At 62.6% G+C, this 14,847-nt stretch carries 13 protein-coding genes; 4 read left to right on the forward strand and 9 right to left on the reverse strand.

Going from position 1 to position 14,847, the window contains the following annotated elements; translation table 11 throughout:
- Window positions 1–283 precede the first annotated feature (283 nt).
- A complete protein-coding gene (locus H3H45_RS02190; RefSeq protein WP_182832114.1) occupies window positions 284–1,465 on the forward strand; it encodes an acetyl-CoA C-acetyltransferase in 1,182 nt (393 codons plus the stop codon).
- 202 nt (window positions 1,466–1,667) lie between these two features.
- Here H3H45_RS02190 and H3H45_RS02195 read toward each other — a convergent pair whose 3' ends face one another.
- The 8 genes from H3H45_RS02195 to H3H45_RS20375 form a co-directional block, all read right to left on the reverse strand.
- Window positions 1,668–1,964 carry a YceK/YidQ family lipoprotein gene (locus H3H45_RS02195; RefSeq protein ID WP_182832115.1) on the reverse strand — a complete coding sequence of 99 codons (297 nt, stop codon included), beginning with the start codon at window positions 1,962–1,964 and terminating at the stop codon, window positions 1,668–1,670.
- The gene (gene ubiX / locus H3H45_RS02200; protein ID WP_182832116.1) at window positions 1,957–2,586 is read right to left on the reverse strand and encodes a flavin prenyltransferase UbiX; all 630 of its coding nucleotides are present in this window, start codon (window positions 2,584–2,586) and stop codon (window positions 1,957–1,959) included. The genes H3H45_RS02195 and ubiX overlap by 8 nt, the downstream gene beginning before the upstream one ends.
- Window position 2,587: 1 nt before the next feature.
- The gene (gene mpl, locus H3H45_RS02205; RefSeq protein ID WP_182832117.1) at window positions 2,588–3,940 is read right to left on the reverse strand and encodes a UDP-N-acetylmuramate:L-alanyl-gamma-D-glutamyl-meso-diaminopimelate ligase; all 1,353 of its coding nucleotides are present in this window, start codon (window positions 3,938–3,940) and stop codon (window positions 2,588–2,590) included.
- A 318-nt stretch (window positions 3,941–4,258) separates the two neighbouring features.
- On the reverse strand, window positions 4,259–7,420 hold the full coding sequence (locus H3H45_RS02210; protein WP_182832118.1) for a GAF domain-containing protein: 3,162 nt from the start codon (window positions 7,418–7,420) through the stop codon (window positions 4,259–4,261).
- Window positions 7,421–7,527: 107 nt separating this feature from the next.
- On the reverse strand, window positions 7,528–7,896 hold the full coding sequence (locus tag H3H45_RS02215) for a response regulator (RefSeq protein WP_182832119.1): 369 nt from the start codon (window positions 7,894–7,896) through the stop codon (window positions 7,528–7,530).
- A 71-nt stretch (window positions 7,897–7,967) separates the two neighbouring features.
- Window positions 7,968–8,960: a chemotaxis protein CheX gene (locus H3H45_RS02220; protein WP_182832120.1), complete on the reverse strand. Its 993-nt coding sequence runs from the start codon at window positions 8,958–8,960 to the stop codon at window positions 7,968–7,970.
- A gap of 36 nt (window positions 8,961–8,996) precedes the next feature.
- Window positions 8,997–9,587, reverse strand: coding sequence for a hypothetical protein (locus tag H3H45_RS02225; RefSeq protein WP_182832121.1), 591 nt, complete (start codon window positions 9,585–9,587; stop codon window positions 8,997–8,999).
- A 3-nt stretch (window positions 9,588–9,590) separates the two neighbouring features.
- On the reverse strand, window positions 9,591–10,406 hold the full coding sequence (locus tag H3H45_RS20375; protein ID WP_407926669.1) for a methyl-accepting chemotaxis protein: 816 nt from the start codon (window positions 10,404–10,406) through the stop codon (window positions 9,591–9,593).
- Window positions 10,407–11,214: 808 nt separating this feature from the next.
- Between H3H45_RS20375 and H3H45_RS02235 the strand changes: the two genes are divergently transcribed.
- The gene (locus H3H45_RS02235) at window positions 11,215–11,670 is read left to right on the forward strand and encodes a GNAT family N-acetyltransferase (RefSeq protein ID WP_182832123.1); all 456 of its coding nucleotides are present in this window, start codon (window positions 11,215–11,217) and stop codon (window positions 11,668–11,670) included.
- A 39-nt stretch (window positions 11,671–11,709) separates the two neighbouring features.
- Here the strand turns inward: H3H45_RS02235 and H3H45_RS02240 are convergent, their stop codons facing one another.
- The gene (locus H3H45_RS02240) at window positions 11,710–13,260 is read right to left on the reverse strand and encodes a serine/threonine-protein kinase (protein ID WP_182832124.1); all 1,551 of its coding nucleotides are present in this window, start codon (window positions 13,258–13,260) and stop codon (window positions 11,710–11,712) included.
- Window positions 13,261–13,378: 118 nt separating this feature from the next.
- Here H3H45_RS02240 and H3H45_RS02245 point away from each other — a divergent pair, with 118 nt between their 5' ends.
- Both H3H45_RS02245 and ppa read left to right on the forward strand, forming a co-directional pair.
- Window positions 13,379–14,206, forward strand: a complete 828-nt coding sequence (locus tag H3H45_RS02245) for a M90 family metallopeptidase (protein ID WP_182832125.1) — start codon at window positions 13,379–13,381, stop codon at window positions 14,204–14,206.
- Between the two features lie 78 nt (window positions 14,207–14,284).
- Window positions 14,285–14,812: an inorganic diphosphatase gene (gene ppa / locus H3H45_RS02250; protein ID WP_182832126.1), complete on the forward strand. Its 528-nt coding sequence runs from the start codon at window positions 14,285–14,287 to the stop codon at window positions 14,810–14,812.
- The last annotated feature ends 35 nt before the right edge of the window (window positions 14,813–14,847 follow it).

Consider the following 14,847-nt stretch of genomic DNA (forward strand, 5'->3'; position numbering starts at 1 on the left):
GCCTGGTGAGACCAGTTAGGGCCTTGGTTCATCGGTGGAGAATGCTGCGCCGCGCCTCAACCCCTGCGTACTGCCAAGTTTTGTCGGGTGGATAACGCTGTGCTTATCCACCCTTGGTGCAACTCGCAACGGGCAAGCTAACCCTGCCGACAAACCGCCGCGCTGTTCACTGCCTTATCGGCGCTTTAAACTCGGCCCTCCCCGGCCTGCCCGCACTTATCCGCACACAGGCCCGCCCTGCCCCTGCGCAGGACCACACCCACAGCCAGACACCGGAGAACCTATGCGCGAAGTCGTGATTGTCGCTGCCACCCGTACCGCCATCGGCGCCTTTCAGGGCGCGCTGAGCGCCATTCCCGCCGTCGAACTGGGCGCCACGGTAATCCGCAGCCTGCTGGCGCAGACTGGCGTCAGCGCCGAGCAGATCGACGAAGTGATTCTCGGCCAGGTCCTCACCGCCGGTGCCGGGCAGAATCCCGCGCGACAGAGCGTGATCAAAGCAGGCCTGCCGCACACGGTACCGGCCTTCACCCTGAACAAGGTCTGCGGCTCGGGCCTCAAGGCTGTGCAACTGGGTTACCAGGCCATCGCCTGCGGCGATGCCGAGGTGATCATCGCCGGCGGCCAGGAGAACATGAGTCTGGCGCCCTACGTCATGCAGCAGGCCCGCAGCGGCATGCGCATGGGCCACGGCAAGCTGCTCGACACCATGATCCAGGATGGTCTGTGGGACGCCTTCAACGACTACCACATGGGCATCACTGCCGAGAACCTGGCGGCCAAGTATAAGATCAGCCGCGAGCAGCAGGATGCCTTCGCCGCCACCTCGCAGCAGCGCGCTAGCGCCGCCCAGGAAGCCGGTCGCTTCGATGGCGAAATCACTCCGGTGCTGATCCCGCAGCGCAAAGGCGACCCCGTGGTTTTCGCCCGCGACGAACAACCGCGCGCCGGCACCACGGCCGAATCCCTGGGCAAGCTCAAGCCAGCTTTCCAGAAGGACGGCAGCGTCACCGCCGGCAACGCCTCCACCCTCAACGACGGCGCCGCCGCCGTGCTGTTGATGAGCGCCGAGAAGGCTGCCGAATTGAAGTTGCCGGTGCTGGCGCGCATCGCCGCTGCGGCAGGTTCGGGTGTCGACCCGGCGATCATGGGCATCGGCCCGGTGTCTGCCACTCGCCGCGCGCTGAGCAAGGCTGGCTGGAGCGTCGAGGATCTGGATCTGGTCGAAGCCAATGAAGCCTTCGCCGCCCAGGCCCTGTCGGTGGCCAAGGAGCTGGGCTGGAGCCTGGACAAGGTCAACGTCAACGGCGGCGCCATCGCCCTTGGCCACCCGATCGGTGCTTCCGGCTGCCGCGTGCTGGTGACCCTGCTGCACGAAATGCAGCGCCGCGACGCCAAGAAAGGCCTGGCCACCCTGTGCATCGGTGGTGGTCAGGGTGTGGCCCTGGCGGTCGAGCGCGCTTAAGAACCTGTTTACGATCTCCTGGTCGTCGGCCATACGGCGTTAAAAACAGCCTCGGAATGCTCATTACAGCTCGTAAACTCCGCTTCCTCGGCGTTTTGACCAGCCGGAGGCTGTTACTGGCGTAGCGCCTTGTCTGGCTCTAGTCCAAAAGATCGTAAATAGGTTCTAAGCAGATCGACGCGGGCGCAAGGCCTGCGTCGTTTCAGTTACCGCCGGTGACGCCGAGCCCGATGCCCAGCTCGGCGGCCACGGCGAATGGCAGCAGCACAGTATCCAGCAAGGCACTTGCCGGCAGATCCAGGCCCGCGTACTTGGGTGCTTCGGCGCCGAAGCGGTCCAGTGGACAGCAACCACCGTGCAACGCATACCAGTCCAGCCGCGTTCCCGAATAGATGATCGGTGCTCCCGGCTTGGCCGCATCCAGAGTACGCACACTGGCGCAGCCAGGCAGCAGCCCGATCAGTAGCAGCGCCAGGCTCAGTCCCGAGAACCTAATCATCGCTGCTCAGATGATGCTCGCCCCAACGCGGCAGCATGTCCTGGGGAATATTCAGCAGATTGAGGATGCGTGCGACGACGAAATCGATCAGATCGTCGATGGTCTGCGGCTGGTGATAAAAACCCGGCGAGGCCGGCACGATCACCGCGCCGAGGTTGGACAGCTTGAGCATGTGCTCCAAGTGGATACTGGAGTACGGCGCCTCGCGCGGCACCAGGATCAACTGGCGGCGCTCCTTCAAGGCCACGTCGGCGGCGCGCTCGATCAGATTGTTGCAGGCCCCCGTGGCGATGGCCGACAAGGTGCCGGTACTGCACGGCACCACCACCATGGCCGCCGGCGCACCGGAGCCCGAAGCCACCGGCGCCATCCAATCCTCCTTGCCATACACGCGGATCTGCCCCGGCGCAGCGCCGGTGTATTCGCTCAAGAACGCCTGCATGGCCTGCGGCTTGGCCGGCAGGGTTACATCGGTCTCGGTGGCCATCACCAACTGCGCGGCCTTGGAGATCAGAAAGTGCACCTCGCGCTCTTCCTGCACCAGGCAGTCGAGCAGGCGCAGGCCGTACTGGGCGCCGGAAGCGCCGGTCATGGCCAAGGTGATGCGCTCGGGACCAGACATGTTATTCCTCCAGTGCCTTGGCCAGCTTGCCATGCAGGCCACCAAAGCCGCCGTTGCTCATCACCACCACCTGGGTGCCGGGCGCCGCGTGGGCCTTGACCCCGGCGATGATCGCCTCCAGCGAGTCGCAGACCTCGGTCGGCACGCTGGACGAGGCCACCGTGGCGGCCAGGTCCCAGCCCAGGTTGGCCGGCGCGTACCAGTAGACCCGGTCGGCCTGCACCACGGAAGCCGGCAGGCCGTCGCGGTGGGCACCGAGCTTCATCGAGTTGGAGCGCGGTTCGATCACCGCGATCAGCGGCGCATCGCCGATCTGCTTGCGCAGACCATCCAGGGTGGTGGCAATCGCCGTCGGGTGGTGGGCGAAGTCGTCGTAGATGGTCACGCCCTTGACCTCGGCGACCTTCTCCATGCGCCGCTTGACGCTCTTGAAGCTGGACAGGCCGGCGATGCCCAGCTCCGGGACCACGCCAACATGCCGCGCCGCGGCCAGGGTGGCCAGGGCGTTGGCAACGTTGTGCTGGCCGGTCAGCGCCCACTCGACCACGCCCATCAGCGCTTCGTCGAACCACACCTCGAAGCGCGAGCCGTCGGCACTGAGCAGCTTGGCCTGCCACTGGCCGCCGTCACCAGTGGTCTGCACCGGAGTCCAGCAGCCCATGCCGATGACCCGCTGCAGGGCCTGCTCGGCCTGCGGATGGATGATCAGCCCCTCGCCCGGCACGGTGCGTACCAGGTGGTGGAACTGCCGCTCGATGGCCGCCAGGTCCGGGAAGATATCCGCGTGATCGAACTCAAGATTATTCAGGATCGCGGTGCGCGGGCGGTAGTGAACGAACTTGCTGCGCTTGTCGAAGAAGGCGCTGTCGTACTCGTCGGCCTCGACCACGAAGAACGGCGTCCCCCCCAGGCGCGCGGACACACCGAAGTTCTGCGGCACACCTCCGATCAAAAAGCCCGGGCTCATGCCGGCATGCTCCAGCACCCAGGCCAGCATGCTGGTGGTGGTGGTCTTGCCGTGGGTACCGGCCACGCCGAGGACCCAGCGGCCCTGCAGCACATGATCGGCCAGCCACTGCGGGCCGGAAACATAAGGCAAACCCTTGTTCAGCACGTACTCGACTGCCGGGTTGCCGCGACTCAAGGCGTTACCGACCACCACCAGATCAGGTGCCGGCTGCAGGTGGGCCGGCTCATAGCCCTGCATCAGCTCGATGCCCTGGGCTTCGAGCTGGGTGCTCATAGGTGGATAGACGTTGGCATCTGACCCGGTGACGCGATGGCCCAGCTCTTTCGCCAGGACCGCCAGGGAGCCCATGAACGTGCCGCAGATACCGAGAATATGGATATGCATGGATAACCCCAAGAACGACCCTCACCCGCACTGTGAATACGCCGCATGACTGACGACGGATTGCCCGATCGCAGCAACGACTGCAGTCGAGCAGATAGCAAATACCTGCACGACAGCGCCGAAGAGGTGGGCGCTCACATGGCCGGATAAAGGCCTGGAAATTTGCCGCAGGTTAGCACAGCGGCCAGCGGCAGAGCGTGCGCCGCACCGACAACGGTGCGGGCACAGATCGGCAGGATAAAACCATATGGCAGGTAGATGCACGGACAGGCGCTACGGGGTCACTCACCGGCAGACAGTGAGCGCCCCGCATACAACTCAACTGGCCCGGGCGAACTCCGGCGGAATCACGCAGAGCGAGGCCGGCAGGTGTATCAGGGTGGTGAAGCCACGGTAGTCGGCGCCTTCATCACCGGCATCAAGCTTGATCTCGATGCTGCCGCCCTCGGATTCGAGGAACTCGCGCACCGCATCCATGCCGACACCGCGTCCGGATACTTCGGTGACTTCATCGGCGGTGGAGAAGCCGGAAGTGAAGATCAGGTTGGCGATCTCGCTGGCCGCAGGACGCGCCGCATCGGCCGGGTACAGCCCCATGCCGACGGCCTTGGCGAATATCTTGCCCAAGGCAATGCCACGCCCATCGTCGCGCACCACGAAACTGACTGCACCGTCGTCTTCCACCGCATCGATGCGGATACTGCCCCGCTCGGCCTTGCCCTTCGCGCGACGCTCGGCCGGCGCTTCGATGCCGTGGTCCACAGCGTTGCGCAACACATGCATAAAGATATTGTTGAGCATGCCGTGTGCGGCCTTGCGCGTGTAGATATCGTGATCCTCGATCACCACCAGCGGTGCCGGCTTGCCCAGTTCCTCCGCCAGCGACTGCACCGACTTGAGCACATCGGCAATCACCGACTCCAGTGGCTCGGCATCGATGGCTGCCAGGGAGTGGTAGGTATCACGCACGATGCTGATCACATTGGCCGGCAGTTCGGTATCGGACAGCGCAGCAATGCTCTCCAGCAGGCGGCTGATCTGCTCCCGGTCGACCCGCGCGCCTGCGATGCCCTGCTTGCCATCACGGCCCAGCTTGTCCTTGAAGATGCTGCTATAGACCTTGATCGCCTGCTCGGCGAAGGCCAGCTCGCTCAACAATTCCTGAGGCTGCCACTGCATGTCCTCGTTCTTGCGCAGCTGGTCGTAGGTATTTTCGATGCGGTGCACCGTATCAGTGATGTGCTTGAGGCCATAGGTGCGGGCGTTACCCTTGACCGTATGGATGTTGCGGAACAGCTCGGCCAGCTTGCCGAGATCCTTCTGCTCGGTTTCCTCGATGATGGTCCGGCACTTGTCGACGAAGGACGTCGATCCCTCGATGAAGTCGCTGAACTTGTCGGCATCCACCGATAGGATCTCGCCGATCATCATCAGCTCCTGCTTCTGCCCCTCGGCCTCGGCCTGCAGCTCCTTCAGCGCGGTGACATCGCGCACGGTGACCATCAGTTTGGTGATCACGTCCTGATCATCGATGATCGGATCCCAGTCCAGCTCGATCAGCTTGTTCGGCTTGTCGCTGAACTCCAGGGTCAACTCGGTCACCAGCAGGTGCGAGTTGAACTCGTACATCATCGCGTCTTCGCCGACGATGGACGCCACCGCGGTGGAGGCCGCATCGATGACGTCGGCGCTCAGGGTCGAGCGCCTGAACATGAAGTCGACGAAGTTGCGGTTGGCGATTTCCTTGGTCTCGAAGATGGTCTCCAGGTACGCCGCATATTCGGGATGGATCAGGCCGCCATCGACGATGGTGAACAGGCCCTGGTGCATGTTGGAGAACATGTTGGCGATGTCTTCGTTCTTCTGCTTCAGCGCCGCCGTACGCTCCTCGACCTTGCGCTCCAGCGTGCGATTATGTTCCTCGATCACCTCAACCATGCGGATGTTCTTGATGGTGGTGACCAGGGAACGCGCCACCGAGGCGACGAACTCATAGTCGCTGTCGGCGAAGGCCACCTTGTTCACTTCGCCGGAGAAGTTCATCACACCGATCAGGATGTCCTTGTCGACCAGCGGTACGCAGAGCAGGGCCTTGGCTTTCTCGCCCTCACCGCCGACATAGGACGGGTCGCGACTGGTGTCCGGTACGAACAGTGCCTGCTTGGAGGCGGCCGCACGGCCGATCACGCCCTCGCCCATGGTGAAGGTGATCGCCGACGGTGCGCCGTCCATCTGCTTGGGCGGCAGGAAGGCTTTCGCCTCCAGCTCGTTGTCCTTGTTGAACAGGTAGACCGAGCCGCGCTCGATGCCGATCTTCTCGTACATGGCATGCAGCACCAGCTCCAGCGCCGTGTCCTGGTCGCGCGCAGCCGCCAGGGTGCCGCCGATGCCGTTGAGCTTGGCCAGGTCAATCATCTTCTTGCGAATGGCCAGGCGCATGGAGTTGAAGTTCTGCGTCGCCAGACCCAGCAGGATGATCAGGATCACGATGGTGCTCTTGAAGCCGAAGCTGACGCTATCGCCCAGCTCGGCTTGCAGGCGATTGAACTGGGCGTCTGCAGACACCAGAACCTCATCCAGCCCCGCCACCGACTTCTCTACCGCTACCTTGGAAGCACTCAATTGCTCGCGGGCGGTTTGCGCCTGGGTCAGTTGTTCGCGCTTGTAGTCGACCAGGTTGGGCTGGGCCTTGAGCCTTGCACGCAGGGCTTCGACGCTGCTCTGGGCGGTGCCGATGATGTCGGCGTCATCCATCGGCTGGAACAGGGGAATGGCTTTGTCGAACCAGAACATCGCCCCATTGATGATGAATTCGAAGTCGTCCTGAGCGCTATCCAGACGCTCGAGATCCTCACCGTTCTGGATTTCCTGGGCCGCCTTGGCCACACCTGCCATCAGAGCATCGGCCTGGTTGGCAAAGCCCTGGGCCAGGCTCAGATCCTTTTCCAGCGCCCGACTCGGGGCGCGGAAGTTGACGATTTCGAGGAAGGCGAAACCAACGTCGTCGGAGCGCTCCATGACCACGCCGACTTCATCCTCGACCTGTTGCTTGGCGATCAGCACGGCCAGTTTGGCGTCGAACATCTTGCGCACGGCGACGGTGTAGGTTTCGTAGTTGCTCTTGATGTCGGCGACCAGGGCAGCACGCTGCGGGTCGGCCTGGGCCAGGGTCTCGAGGGTCTTGAAGCCCTCGGCGAACTCGGTGGCGCCTTTTTCGAAGTCATCGCGATAGGGGCGGATGTCTTCTTCGCTCAGCGCGTTGAAACCCAGCGCACTGAGGTTGGCCAGCTTCAACAGGCGAATCTGCACCTTGTTGACCTCGCTGACCACCGGAACGGCCGTTTCGTGAACGCGCTCGTTGGAACTGCTGATGTCGCTAAGAGTCCACAGGGACATTGCGCCAGAGATGGTCAACAACAGCAGGATGACGGCGAACCCAAAGGCTACCTTCTGATTGAAACTGAGCTTGAGCGTTGGCATGCAATCACCATAGTGGACTCTTTATTTTTATATTCCAGCGATGAAGCTAGGCATCCTTATCGGCAGCCTATGACCGATCAGCTACTTACAACGGCAGGCGTTGCGCCTTAACCGGCAACCAGTTTCTGAATCGCGCCCAGTGCATTGGCGCCGTTGAATGGTTTGACGATCCAACCTTTGACACCCGCCGCCTTGCCGCGATTTTTCATGTTGGGGTCGTTCTCGGTGGTCAGCATGATGATGTTGACGGTCTGATTGCCCAGCTCGCTGCGCACTTTCTCGGCCATGGTCAGGCCGTCCATGTTCGGCATGTTGACGTCCGAAATGACCAGCTTGATGGCCCGATCGGCCTTGAGCTTGGCCAGCCCGTCCTTACCGTCGACTGCGGTTTCCACCGTGAAATTGTTGGACTTGAGGAATGCGGCCACTTCATTGCGGATCGCGGCGCTGTCATCTACTACGAGTATTTGTGCCATTGGATTCAGCCTTACCTTTTCTATGCAGCCAAACTGCTATTAATCATCTTTTTGGCAGTACGGCAGTTGACTCAGAACAATTCGAGGCAACCACTTTCAACCAAGTCTTCCACTTTGTTTTCGTCGGCCTGCAGGTACTCCTCAGGCGACCAGCGAATATTGAAAATGAATTTCTGGAACAGGGTGACCGGCGCCAACTGGCCATGCACGTCACGCAGCGTGTACTTGAAGCACAGCTGCGAACGATCGGTGCCGAAGGAGATGTATTCCTTGTACTGGTTGACTGTGATCGGCACGCTGATGCGCGTGCTGTCATCGATGGTCGCCGGGTGCAGCGCCAGCAAGCGGGTTCTCAAGCCACCCCAGGCCAGGTTGGTGATTTCGCTGAGCATGCCCATGACGTCGCGAAAATCCACGGCATGGCCATCGATAGCCGTGCGGCCAGCCTTGATCAGCTCGATCATCGGCTGCTCCTCGCTCTGCACCATCATGTAGCCGCTGAACCAGGGCGACTCGACCGGCAGCAGGCTAAGGATGTCGCCATAGGTGAGCTTGTCCTTCACCAGGTAAGGCAGCTCGTTGCTCACTTCGACGTCACGAAAAAGCGCCGTCAGGGAACTGTGGGTAACTTCTTCGATGCGCCGAATCAGCGAGATGGGGTATTCGGTGTCGGCCAGGTACTGGTCGAGCAGCAGCTTGAGGGTTTCCGGACGCTCGATATCGTAGGCACCGGCCACGCAGGCGCGTTGCTCGGCGGGCAGGTCGTCCAGGTCGGTACGGCCGTCGCGGCGAATGAAGATCGGCAGCTCGCGGCGCAGCTGATGAACCCGCCGGGCCAGTTCGAAGCCACTGGCAATGCCCTCGGCACGGTCGACAAAACCCTCTGAAATCAGCACCGCCCCCAAGTCGATATTGGCTTCCAGCATCTTCATGGCCGAATGGTTGGCCTGTTTGAGGGCGATCAGACCCTGTTCGCTGCAAAAAGCCTTCAACTGAGTCTGGGCGACGGCAGCATCCTCGAAGATCAACACCTTGCTGACGAGCTGTTTCTCAAAACCGATCATACGGACGCAACCCTCTTGTAATTGAAGTCGGGGCTTTTAAAACAGTTCCAGCTCTCCTGAGCTGTCGGCGGCGGCATCCATCTCGCTGACGTAGTCCTGATATGGCAACAGGGTAAAATCGCCTTCGTTGCGGGCGATCACCAGCGCGCTGGCGGCGAATAGCGAGGGCGCGCCGATGGCTGCCTGAGCGCGCACATGCACGCAGTGGGCAAGCTTGAGGTTGTCGAAGTTGAGGCTGGCGCTCTCCAGGAAGTTCGGCGTAGACATCCCCAGCGGCGGGCAGCTGCCTTGCAAGTGACGCTTGAACGTACCGCAGAAGCTGTTGCTCATTTCCATCAGGTAGTCGGTGTACACCGACTCCTCGAGGTCTTCGAGCTTGGTGTCAGTTGCCTCCGCCACGAAGGCGCGATTGGCCGCATCCATGGAATGATGCAGCAGGCACATGATCTTGAACTTGAACGAAGAAATGGTCAGGACGAGGCAGTGATCATGCCGCAGTTCATCCAGCGTCTCGACCTTGCTGGTGACCCAGGGCACGGCAGGCGCACAGGCCTTCAGGGTTTGCTCCAACGCCACCTGCAGCAACTTGTACAGCGTCGCATCGAGCTCGTAATTGGCTGTGCGCATGGCTTAGTTGGCACCTTCCAGGGTCTGCCCGAGGCTACTGATCCGGCTCTGCACGCCATGAATGGCGGTCACGATCATATTGCCGCCGGCCTGCACATCCTGAAACGCCAGGGTGGCAATCAGGGCGTTCTTGTTCAGGTTGGTGCGGTAGTCCTCGTTCAGCGTTTCGGCGCTGGTCGAGAGCTTGCGCACCTCATCGGCAACCACCGCAAAGCCACGCCCGGACTCACCCGCACGCGCCGCCTCGATCGCCGCATTGAGCGACAGAATGGCGATCTGGCCGACGATGCCCTTAAAGTCGCCGATCTGCTTCTGCATGATCTTGTTGTGGACCATGATGCCGTTCATGCCTTCATGCCAGCGATCGATGGTCGCGGTTATATCCAGCAACTCCTGCACCGAGGTTTCAATCTGCACCAGATTGCCGGCCATTTCCTGCAAGATGGCCTGACGTGCGCGCTGCAGATGGTCAATTTCCTGCTCCAGGGACTGGCGAGTCTGCTCGGACTCCTGTTGCAGGGCATAGAGTTCCTGCTGGGCCTGCTGCTGGCTCTGCGCCAGGGTTTGCCGCAGTGCATCGAGTTCTTCGCGGCTCTGCTGCTGATGCTGCTCGAGCACCTCAGGCAACAGCATGTTGCGGCGCTGCGCTTCGCTGTCAGCCAGGGCCCGCTGTAAGGTCTCCAGCGCCCGCGCATGCCTGGTTTGCAGCAGCCAGAAGCCGACGCCAGCGACCAGCAATAACAAAACCAGGGTAATCACACCGAACGGGGAACTCTCCCCCGTGACGCTGGTGCCGGTAACGGCCAAGGTACCAACCATGCTGTTCAATGGCTGGAGGCAGAAGCAGGGAGCGCTGAGCGACAACGACATAGATGATCTCGACAAATGCATTCAGTCACGTTCGGCGCAAACAACCGCCGACCACCCCAGCCTGACATCGCCCCTGTACCACCTGTGTCCTGCACCCTGAACGCCGGTTCAACGTGCGTGCCGCAACGGGGTCTGGCTGGCACCTCTACCGTTAGATATCTGCTCTTGGCAGACAAACTTGAACGGTGACATGTCGCGACGCCAAAACTGGCGCCAGAAATCTTTCACCCGAGCCTACCCCTCGGCAAAAGCAAAAGCCATTAGCAAAATGGCAATCTGCCAGCATTTCTGCTCGATTTTTCGATCGCCCCCTGCCACTCAAGGCCATACCGACAAAGGGCCGCCCGTCGGCTCATATCAGCCAAGGCAGCCCTGAACGTATGAGCGATGGCCCCGAGCATGGCAAATGCTGCCGCGTATTCAGCGGCGCCAGCGCACAGCCGGTTGGGGCCATGGCGCATATTCCACCTAGGCTCCCAGGGCGAAGACTGCACCTGTTGCTTCAACGTGCGCCGGAGGGCCTGAGCCAGGGCATGGCGGCCAGCCGCGAGTCGTACCGGATGACGCCAACTGCCTGATCCGCTCCACCTAGAAAGCGCCGCTAGCAAAACCGCCGAGGGCCTTGCTCGGCGAGCAGCGTTAAATCAAACGCTTGCTTGGATTGCGCTTTCCAGTTGCATTAGGCAGGATCAAGTCTGACCACTGGCACAGCATCTGCATTGCCAGCCACGCCACTCCACAAAAGCCGAGGCCCGCTATGCGCATCGTCCAAGCCACCCTGGAGCATCTGGACCTGCTGACTCCGCTGTTCATCAAGTACCGTGAGTTCTATGGCGAGCTGCCGCTGCCGGACTCGTCGCGCAAGTTCCTGGAGAACCGCCTCAGCCGTAAGGAATCGGTGATCTACCTGGCCCTGGCCGATGACGAGGACAAGGCGCTCGGTTACTGCCAGCTGTTCCCCAGCTTCTCTTCGCTGTCGCTCAAGCGCGTGTGGATCCTCAACGACATCTTCGTTGCCGAAGACGCCCGCCGCATGTTGGTCGCCGACCGCCTGCTGCAGACCGCCAAGCAGATGGCCAAGAGCACCAATGCCGTGCGCATGCGCGTCGCCTCCAGCGTCAACTTCGAAACCGCACACAAAACCTACGAGTCGATCGGTTTCCGCGAGGACACCGAGTTCAAGAACTTCGTCCTCCCCCTCGACGAAGATTGAGCCGCACAGCCCCCAGCGCAAGGCTGGGGGCCGCTTCACTCAGCGCCTGCGCCACAAGCGCCGCCAACGCCCCCGCCAGCCAGTTGCGCCTCGCGCGCCAGCTTCCTGCTCGAACAATTGCTGCAGGTTGAACTGTAATTCCGACAGCGCCTCGTAACGCTGCCCGGCCTGGGGCGCCAGCGCGCGGGCCAGCACGCCATCCCAGCCCTGCGGCACTGTCTCGAGCAGGCGCGCCAGCGGCACATAGCGACTGCCGTCATTGACCGCCGAACGCGCCGCTTCCGGCCATTGCCCACAGAGCAGCCAGTAGGCCAGCGCCGCAACGGAAAACTGCTCAGCCCGCCCATCCACCGCCTCCGCTGCGCGTAGCTCCGGGGCCAGGGGCAAGGCCTCGGCCGGCAGCAGCTGGCGCGGCACACCCGGCAGGATCGCCGCCAGCTCCGGCAATAACAGCAAACGCCCCTGCTCGTTGAGCAGAATCTGCCGCGGGCTCAACCACAAGCCCTGCATGCCGCGGCGCTGCAGGGCGCGCACGGCATCGATCAGTTGCCCGAGCAGGGGCAACAGCGTGGCCGCATCCAGGTTGCCGCGCGCGCTCCGCCATTGGCTCAGGCTGCACATGTCCGCGCCTGGCGGTTCCAACAACAGATAGGCAAAGCGGCGTGGCTGACGGGGCGAAACAACCTGTGGCAGTGCCGCCAGGCTGCAACGGCGCAACACCCACTCGCGCTGCCAGAAAGCCTCGTCGGCGGCACTCGCCGCCAACCACAGCAGCGCTTCGCGGCCATCCTCTGCGCACGCCTGAAACACTCGTCCAGCCGGGCCATAGGGACATTCGGCCTGTAGCAGCCAGCCATCAAGACGCATGCCGACCTGCGCCTGCACCACGCTCGGCAGGGGCTGACAACCCTCATGCGGCATCCCTGCGGGCAGGGCTTCCGGCAGCAGCAACACCGCCGCCCCCGGCGCCTGCAGCAGCGGTGACAGCGCCGTGCTTACGGCGTTGCCCGGCAAGTCCGCGCAAGCGGAGCGGAAAGCCTGCAGGTCCGCCACCTCGAACAGCGGCTGCGGCCCCAGGAGCAGGGCCGTACCCGCCTCGCTCGGCAAATGATGCTGCACCAGCGCCAGTTCGGCCTGCACCCCGAGATACTGCTCTGCACGCCCGACCAGGCTCTGCAAGACCCTTTGCTGATAGCGCAACAGGCCGATATTGCCGGCCTGCAGGAAGTGCACCTCGCCCGCCTGCACCAGCAATAGTCCGGCACTCAGCTCGCCAGGCGACGCATGCGCCTGGCGCTGACGATAGAGGCGCAGGTTCAGCGCGGACAGCACCTGGCGGGCAGCCTGGGTATCACTCCAGCCCTGCGGCGTGCAGAGGAAATCGGCGAACAGCGCGTCGAGCTGCTCCTCGAGAGCCTGCACCACATCTGCGCACTGGCGAGCCCAGAGCAGTGCAACCAGCAACAGCGATGCATCACCCTGGCGAGAGTCGATCCAGGCTGCCCGACTGCGCGCGGCCTGGCCGGGCAGGTCAATGCCCTGGCCCAGCGCCAGGCCTACGATTGGCTGTTCTATCCACTGCAACGACATCGCGCCGCTCCACCGCCAGGCTGATTCTGTTGCTCTGCAGCCTTTGTGCCGAGCGCCGACTTGCAGCTGCCGCAGAGGCTGCATAAGGTGGGCGCCCCAAGCCTACGAAACCTTATCCATGTGGTCATTTCGTGCCTGGCGCCAGCGCCGCATCCTCGCGCGAGCGCCGTACACCACCCAGCACTGGCAGCAGGTACGCCAGCGTCTGGCGCTGCTCGACGGGCTCAGCGAAGCCGAGGAACAGCGTCTGTTCCGCCGCGCCGTTCTGTTCCTCCACCACAAGCACCTCAGCGCCCTGCCCGGCGTCGAGCTGAGCCGAGTCGATCGCCTGACCCTCGCCGCCCTCGCCGAACTGCCGCTGCTGCACCTGGCTGACCTCGACTGGTACCAGGGCTTCCACGAGATCGTGCTGTACCCGGACGACTTCGTCAGCCCGCAGCGCCACCGCGACGCCAGTGGTGTGGAACATGAATGGGATGCCGAACACAGCGGCGAGGCCTGGCACCGCGGCCCGGTGATCCTCGCCTGGCCCGGCGTGCAGGCCAGTGGCGGCTGGGATGGCTACAACCTGGTGATCCACGAGCTGGCGCACAAGCTGGACATGCTAAACGGCGACGCCAACGGCCTGCCGCCGCTGCACCGCAGCATGCGCATCGATACCTGGGCCGCCACCATGCAGGCCGCCTACGAGCAGATGAACAGCATCCTCGATGCCGATCCCGACGCGCCAACCGCCATCGATCCCTATGCCGCGGAAAACCCGGCAGAGTTCTTCGCCGTCACCAGCGAATACTTCTTCAGCGCCCCGGATCTGCTGGCCGAGGCCTTCCCGGCGGTGTACGCCCAGCTCCAGGCCTTCTATCGCCAGGATCCACTGGCCCGCCTGCAGCAACTGCAGGCCAGCCACCCGGACTACCGGGAAAACCAATCCCCGACCAAAGGCTGAGCAACTGGACGTAGTAACGCCGGGAGAATCTGCCTATAATCCCGCCACTTTTTTTGGCCCAACCCTGGGGTGTCCACTATGAGCTACAGCAAAGTCCCGGCCGGCAAAGACGTGCCGAACGACATCTACGTCGCCATCGAGATTCCGGCCAACCATGCGCCGATCAAGTACGAAATCGATCACGATACCGATTGCCTGTTCGTCGATCGTTTCATGGCCACCCCGATGTTCTACCCGGCCAACTACGGTTTCATCCCGCACACCCTGGCCGACGACGGCGACCCGCTCGACGTGCTGGTCGTGACTCCGTATCCGGTCGCCCCGGGCTCGGTCATCCGCTGCCGTCCGGTTGGCGTGCTGAACATGACCGACGAAGCCGGCGGTGACGCCAAGCTGATCGCCGTACCGCACGACAAGCTGACCACCATCTATAAAGATGTACAGGAATACACCGACTTGCCTCCGCTGCTGATCGAGCAGATCAAGCACTTCTTCGAGAACTACAAGGATCTCGAGAAGGGCAAGTGGGTCAAGGTCGAAGGCTGGGGCAACGCTGACGAAGCCCGCGCTGCAATTCTGAAGGCGGTAGCGGCTTACCAAAAATAAGCCAGTACCACCCCCTGAAGGCCGGCCACAAGCCG

This window comes from Aquipseudomonas guryensis, assembly GCF_014164785.1.
Lineage (GTDB): Bacteria > Pseudomonadota > Gammaproteobacteria > Pseudomonadales > Pseudomonadaceae > Aquipseudomonas > Aquipseudomonas guryensis.

Excerpts from the sequence above, each read along its gene's own strand:
- H3H45_RS02190 (WP_182832114.1), top strand. The coding sequence starts at position 284 with ATGCGCGAAGTCGTGATTGTCGCTGCCACCCGTACCGCCATCGGCGCC.
- H3H45_RS02195 (WP_182832115.1), bottom strand. The coding sequence starts at position 1,964 with ATGATTAGGTTCTCGGGACTGAGCCTGGCGCTGCTACTGATCGGGCTG.
- ubiX (WP_182832116.1), bottom strand. The coding sequence starts at position 2,586 with ATGTCTGGTCCCGAGCGCATCACCTTGGCCATGACCGGCGCTTCCGGC.
- mpl (WP_182832117.1), bottom strand. The coding sequence starts at position 3,940 with ATGCATATCCATATTCTCGGTATCTGCGGCACGTTCATGGGCTCCCTG.
- H3H45_RS02210 (WP_182832118.1), bottom strand. The coding sequence starts at position 7,420 with ATGCCAACGCTCAAGCTCAGTTTCAATCAGAAGGTAGCCTTTGGGTTC.
- H3H45_RS02215 (WP_182832119.1), bottom strand. The coding sequence starts at position 7,896 with ATGGCACAAATACTCGTAGTAGATGACAGCGCCGCGATCCGCAATGAA.
- H3H45_RS02220 (WP_182832120.1), bottom strand. The coding sequence starts at position 8,960 with ATGATCGGTTTTGAGAAACAGCTCGTCAGCAAGGTGTTGATCTTCGAG.
- H3H45_RS02225 (WP_182832121.1), bottom strand. The coding sequence starts at position 9,587 with ATGCGCACAGCCAATTACGAGCTCGATGCGACGCTGTACAAGTTGCTG.
- H3H45_RS20375 (WP_407926669.1), bottom strand. The coding sequence starts at position 10,406 with ATGGTTGGTACCTTGGCCGTTACCGGCACCAGCGTCACGGGGGAGAGT.
- H3H45_RS02235 (WP_182832123.1), top strand. The coding sequence starts at position 11,215 with ATGCGCATCGTCCAAGCCACCCTGGAGCATCTGGACCTGCTGACTCCG.
- H3H45_RS02240 (WP_182832124.1), bottom strand. The coding sequence starts at position 13,260 with ATGTCGTTGCAGTGGATAGAACAGCCAATCGTAGGCCTGGCGCTGGGC.
- H3H45_RS02245 (WP_182832125.1), top strand. The coding sequence starts at position 13,379 with ATGTGGTCATTTCGTGCCTGGCGCCAGCGCCGCATCCTCGCGCGAGCG.
- ppa (WP_182832126.1), top strand. The coding sequence starts at position 14,285 with ATGAGCTACAGCAAAGTCCCGGCCGGCAAAGACGTGCCGAACGACATC.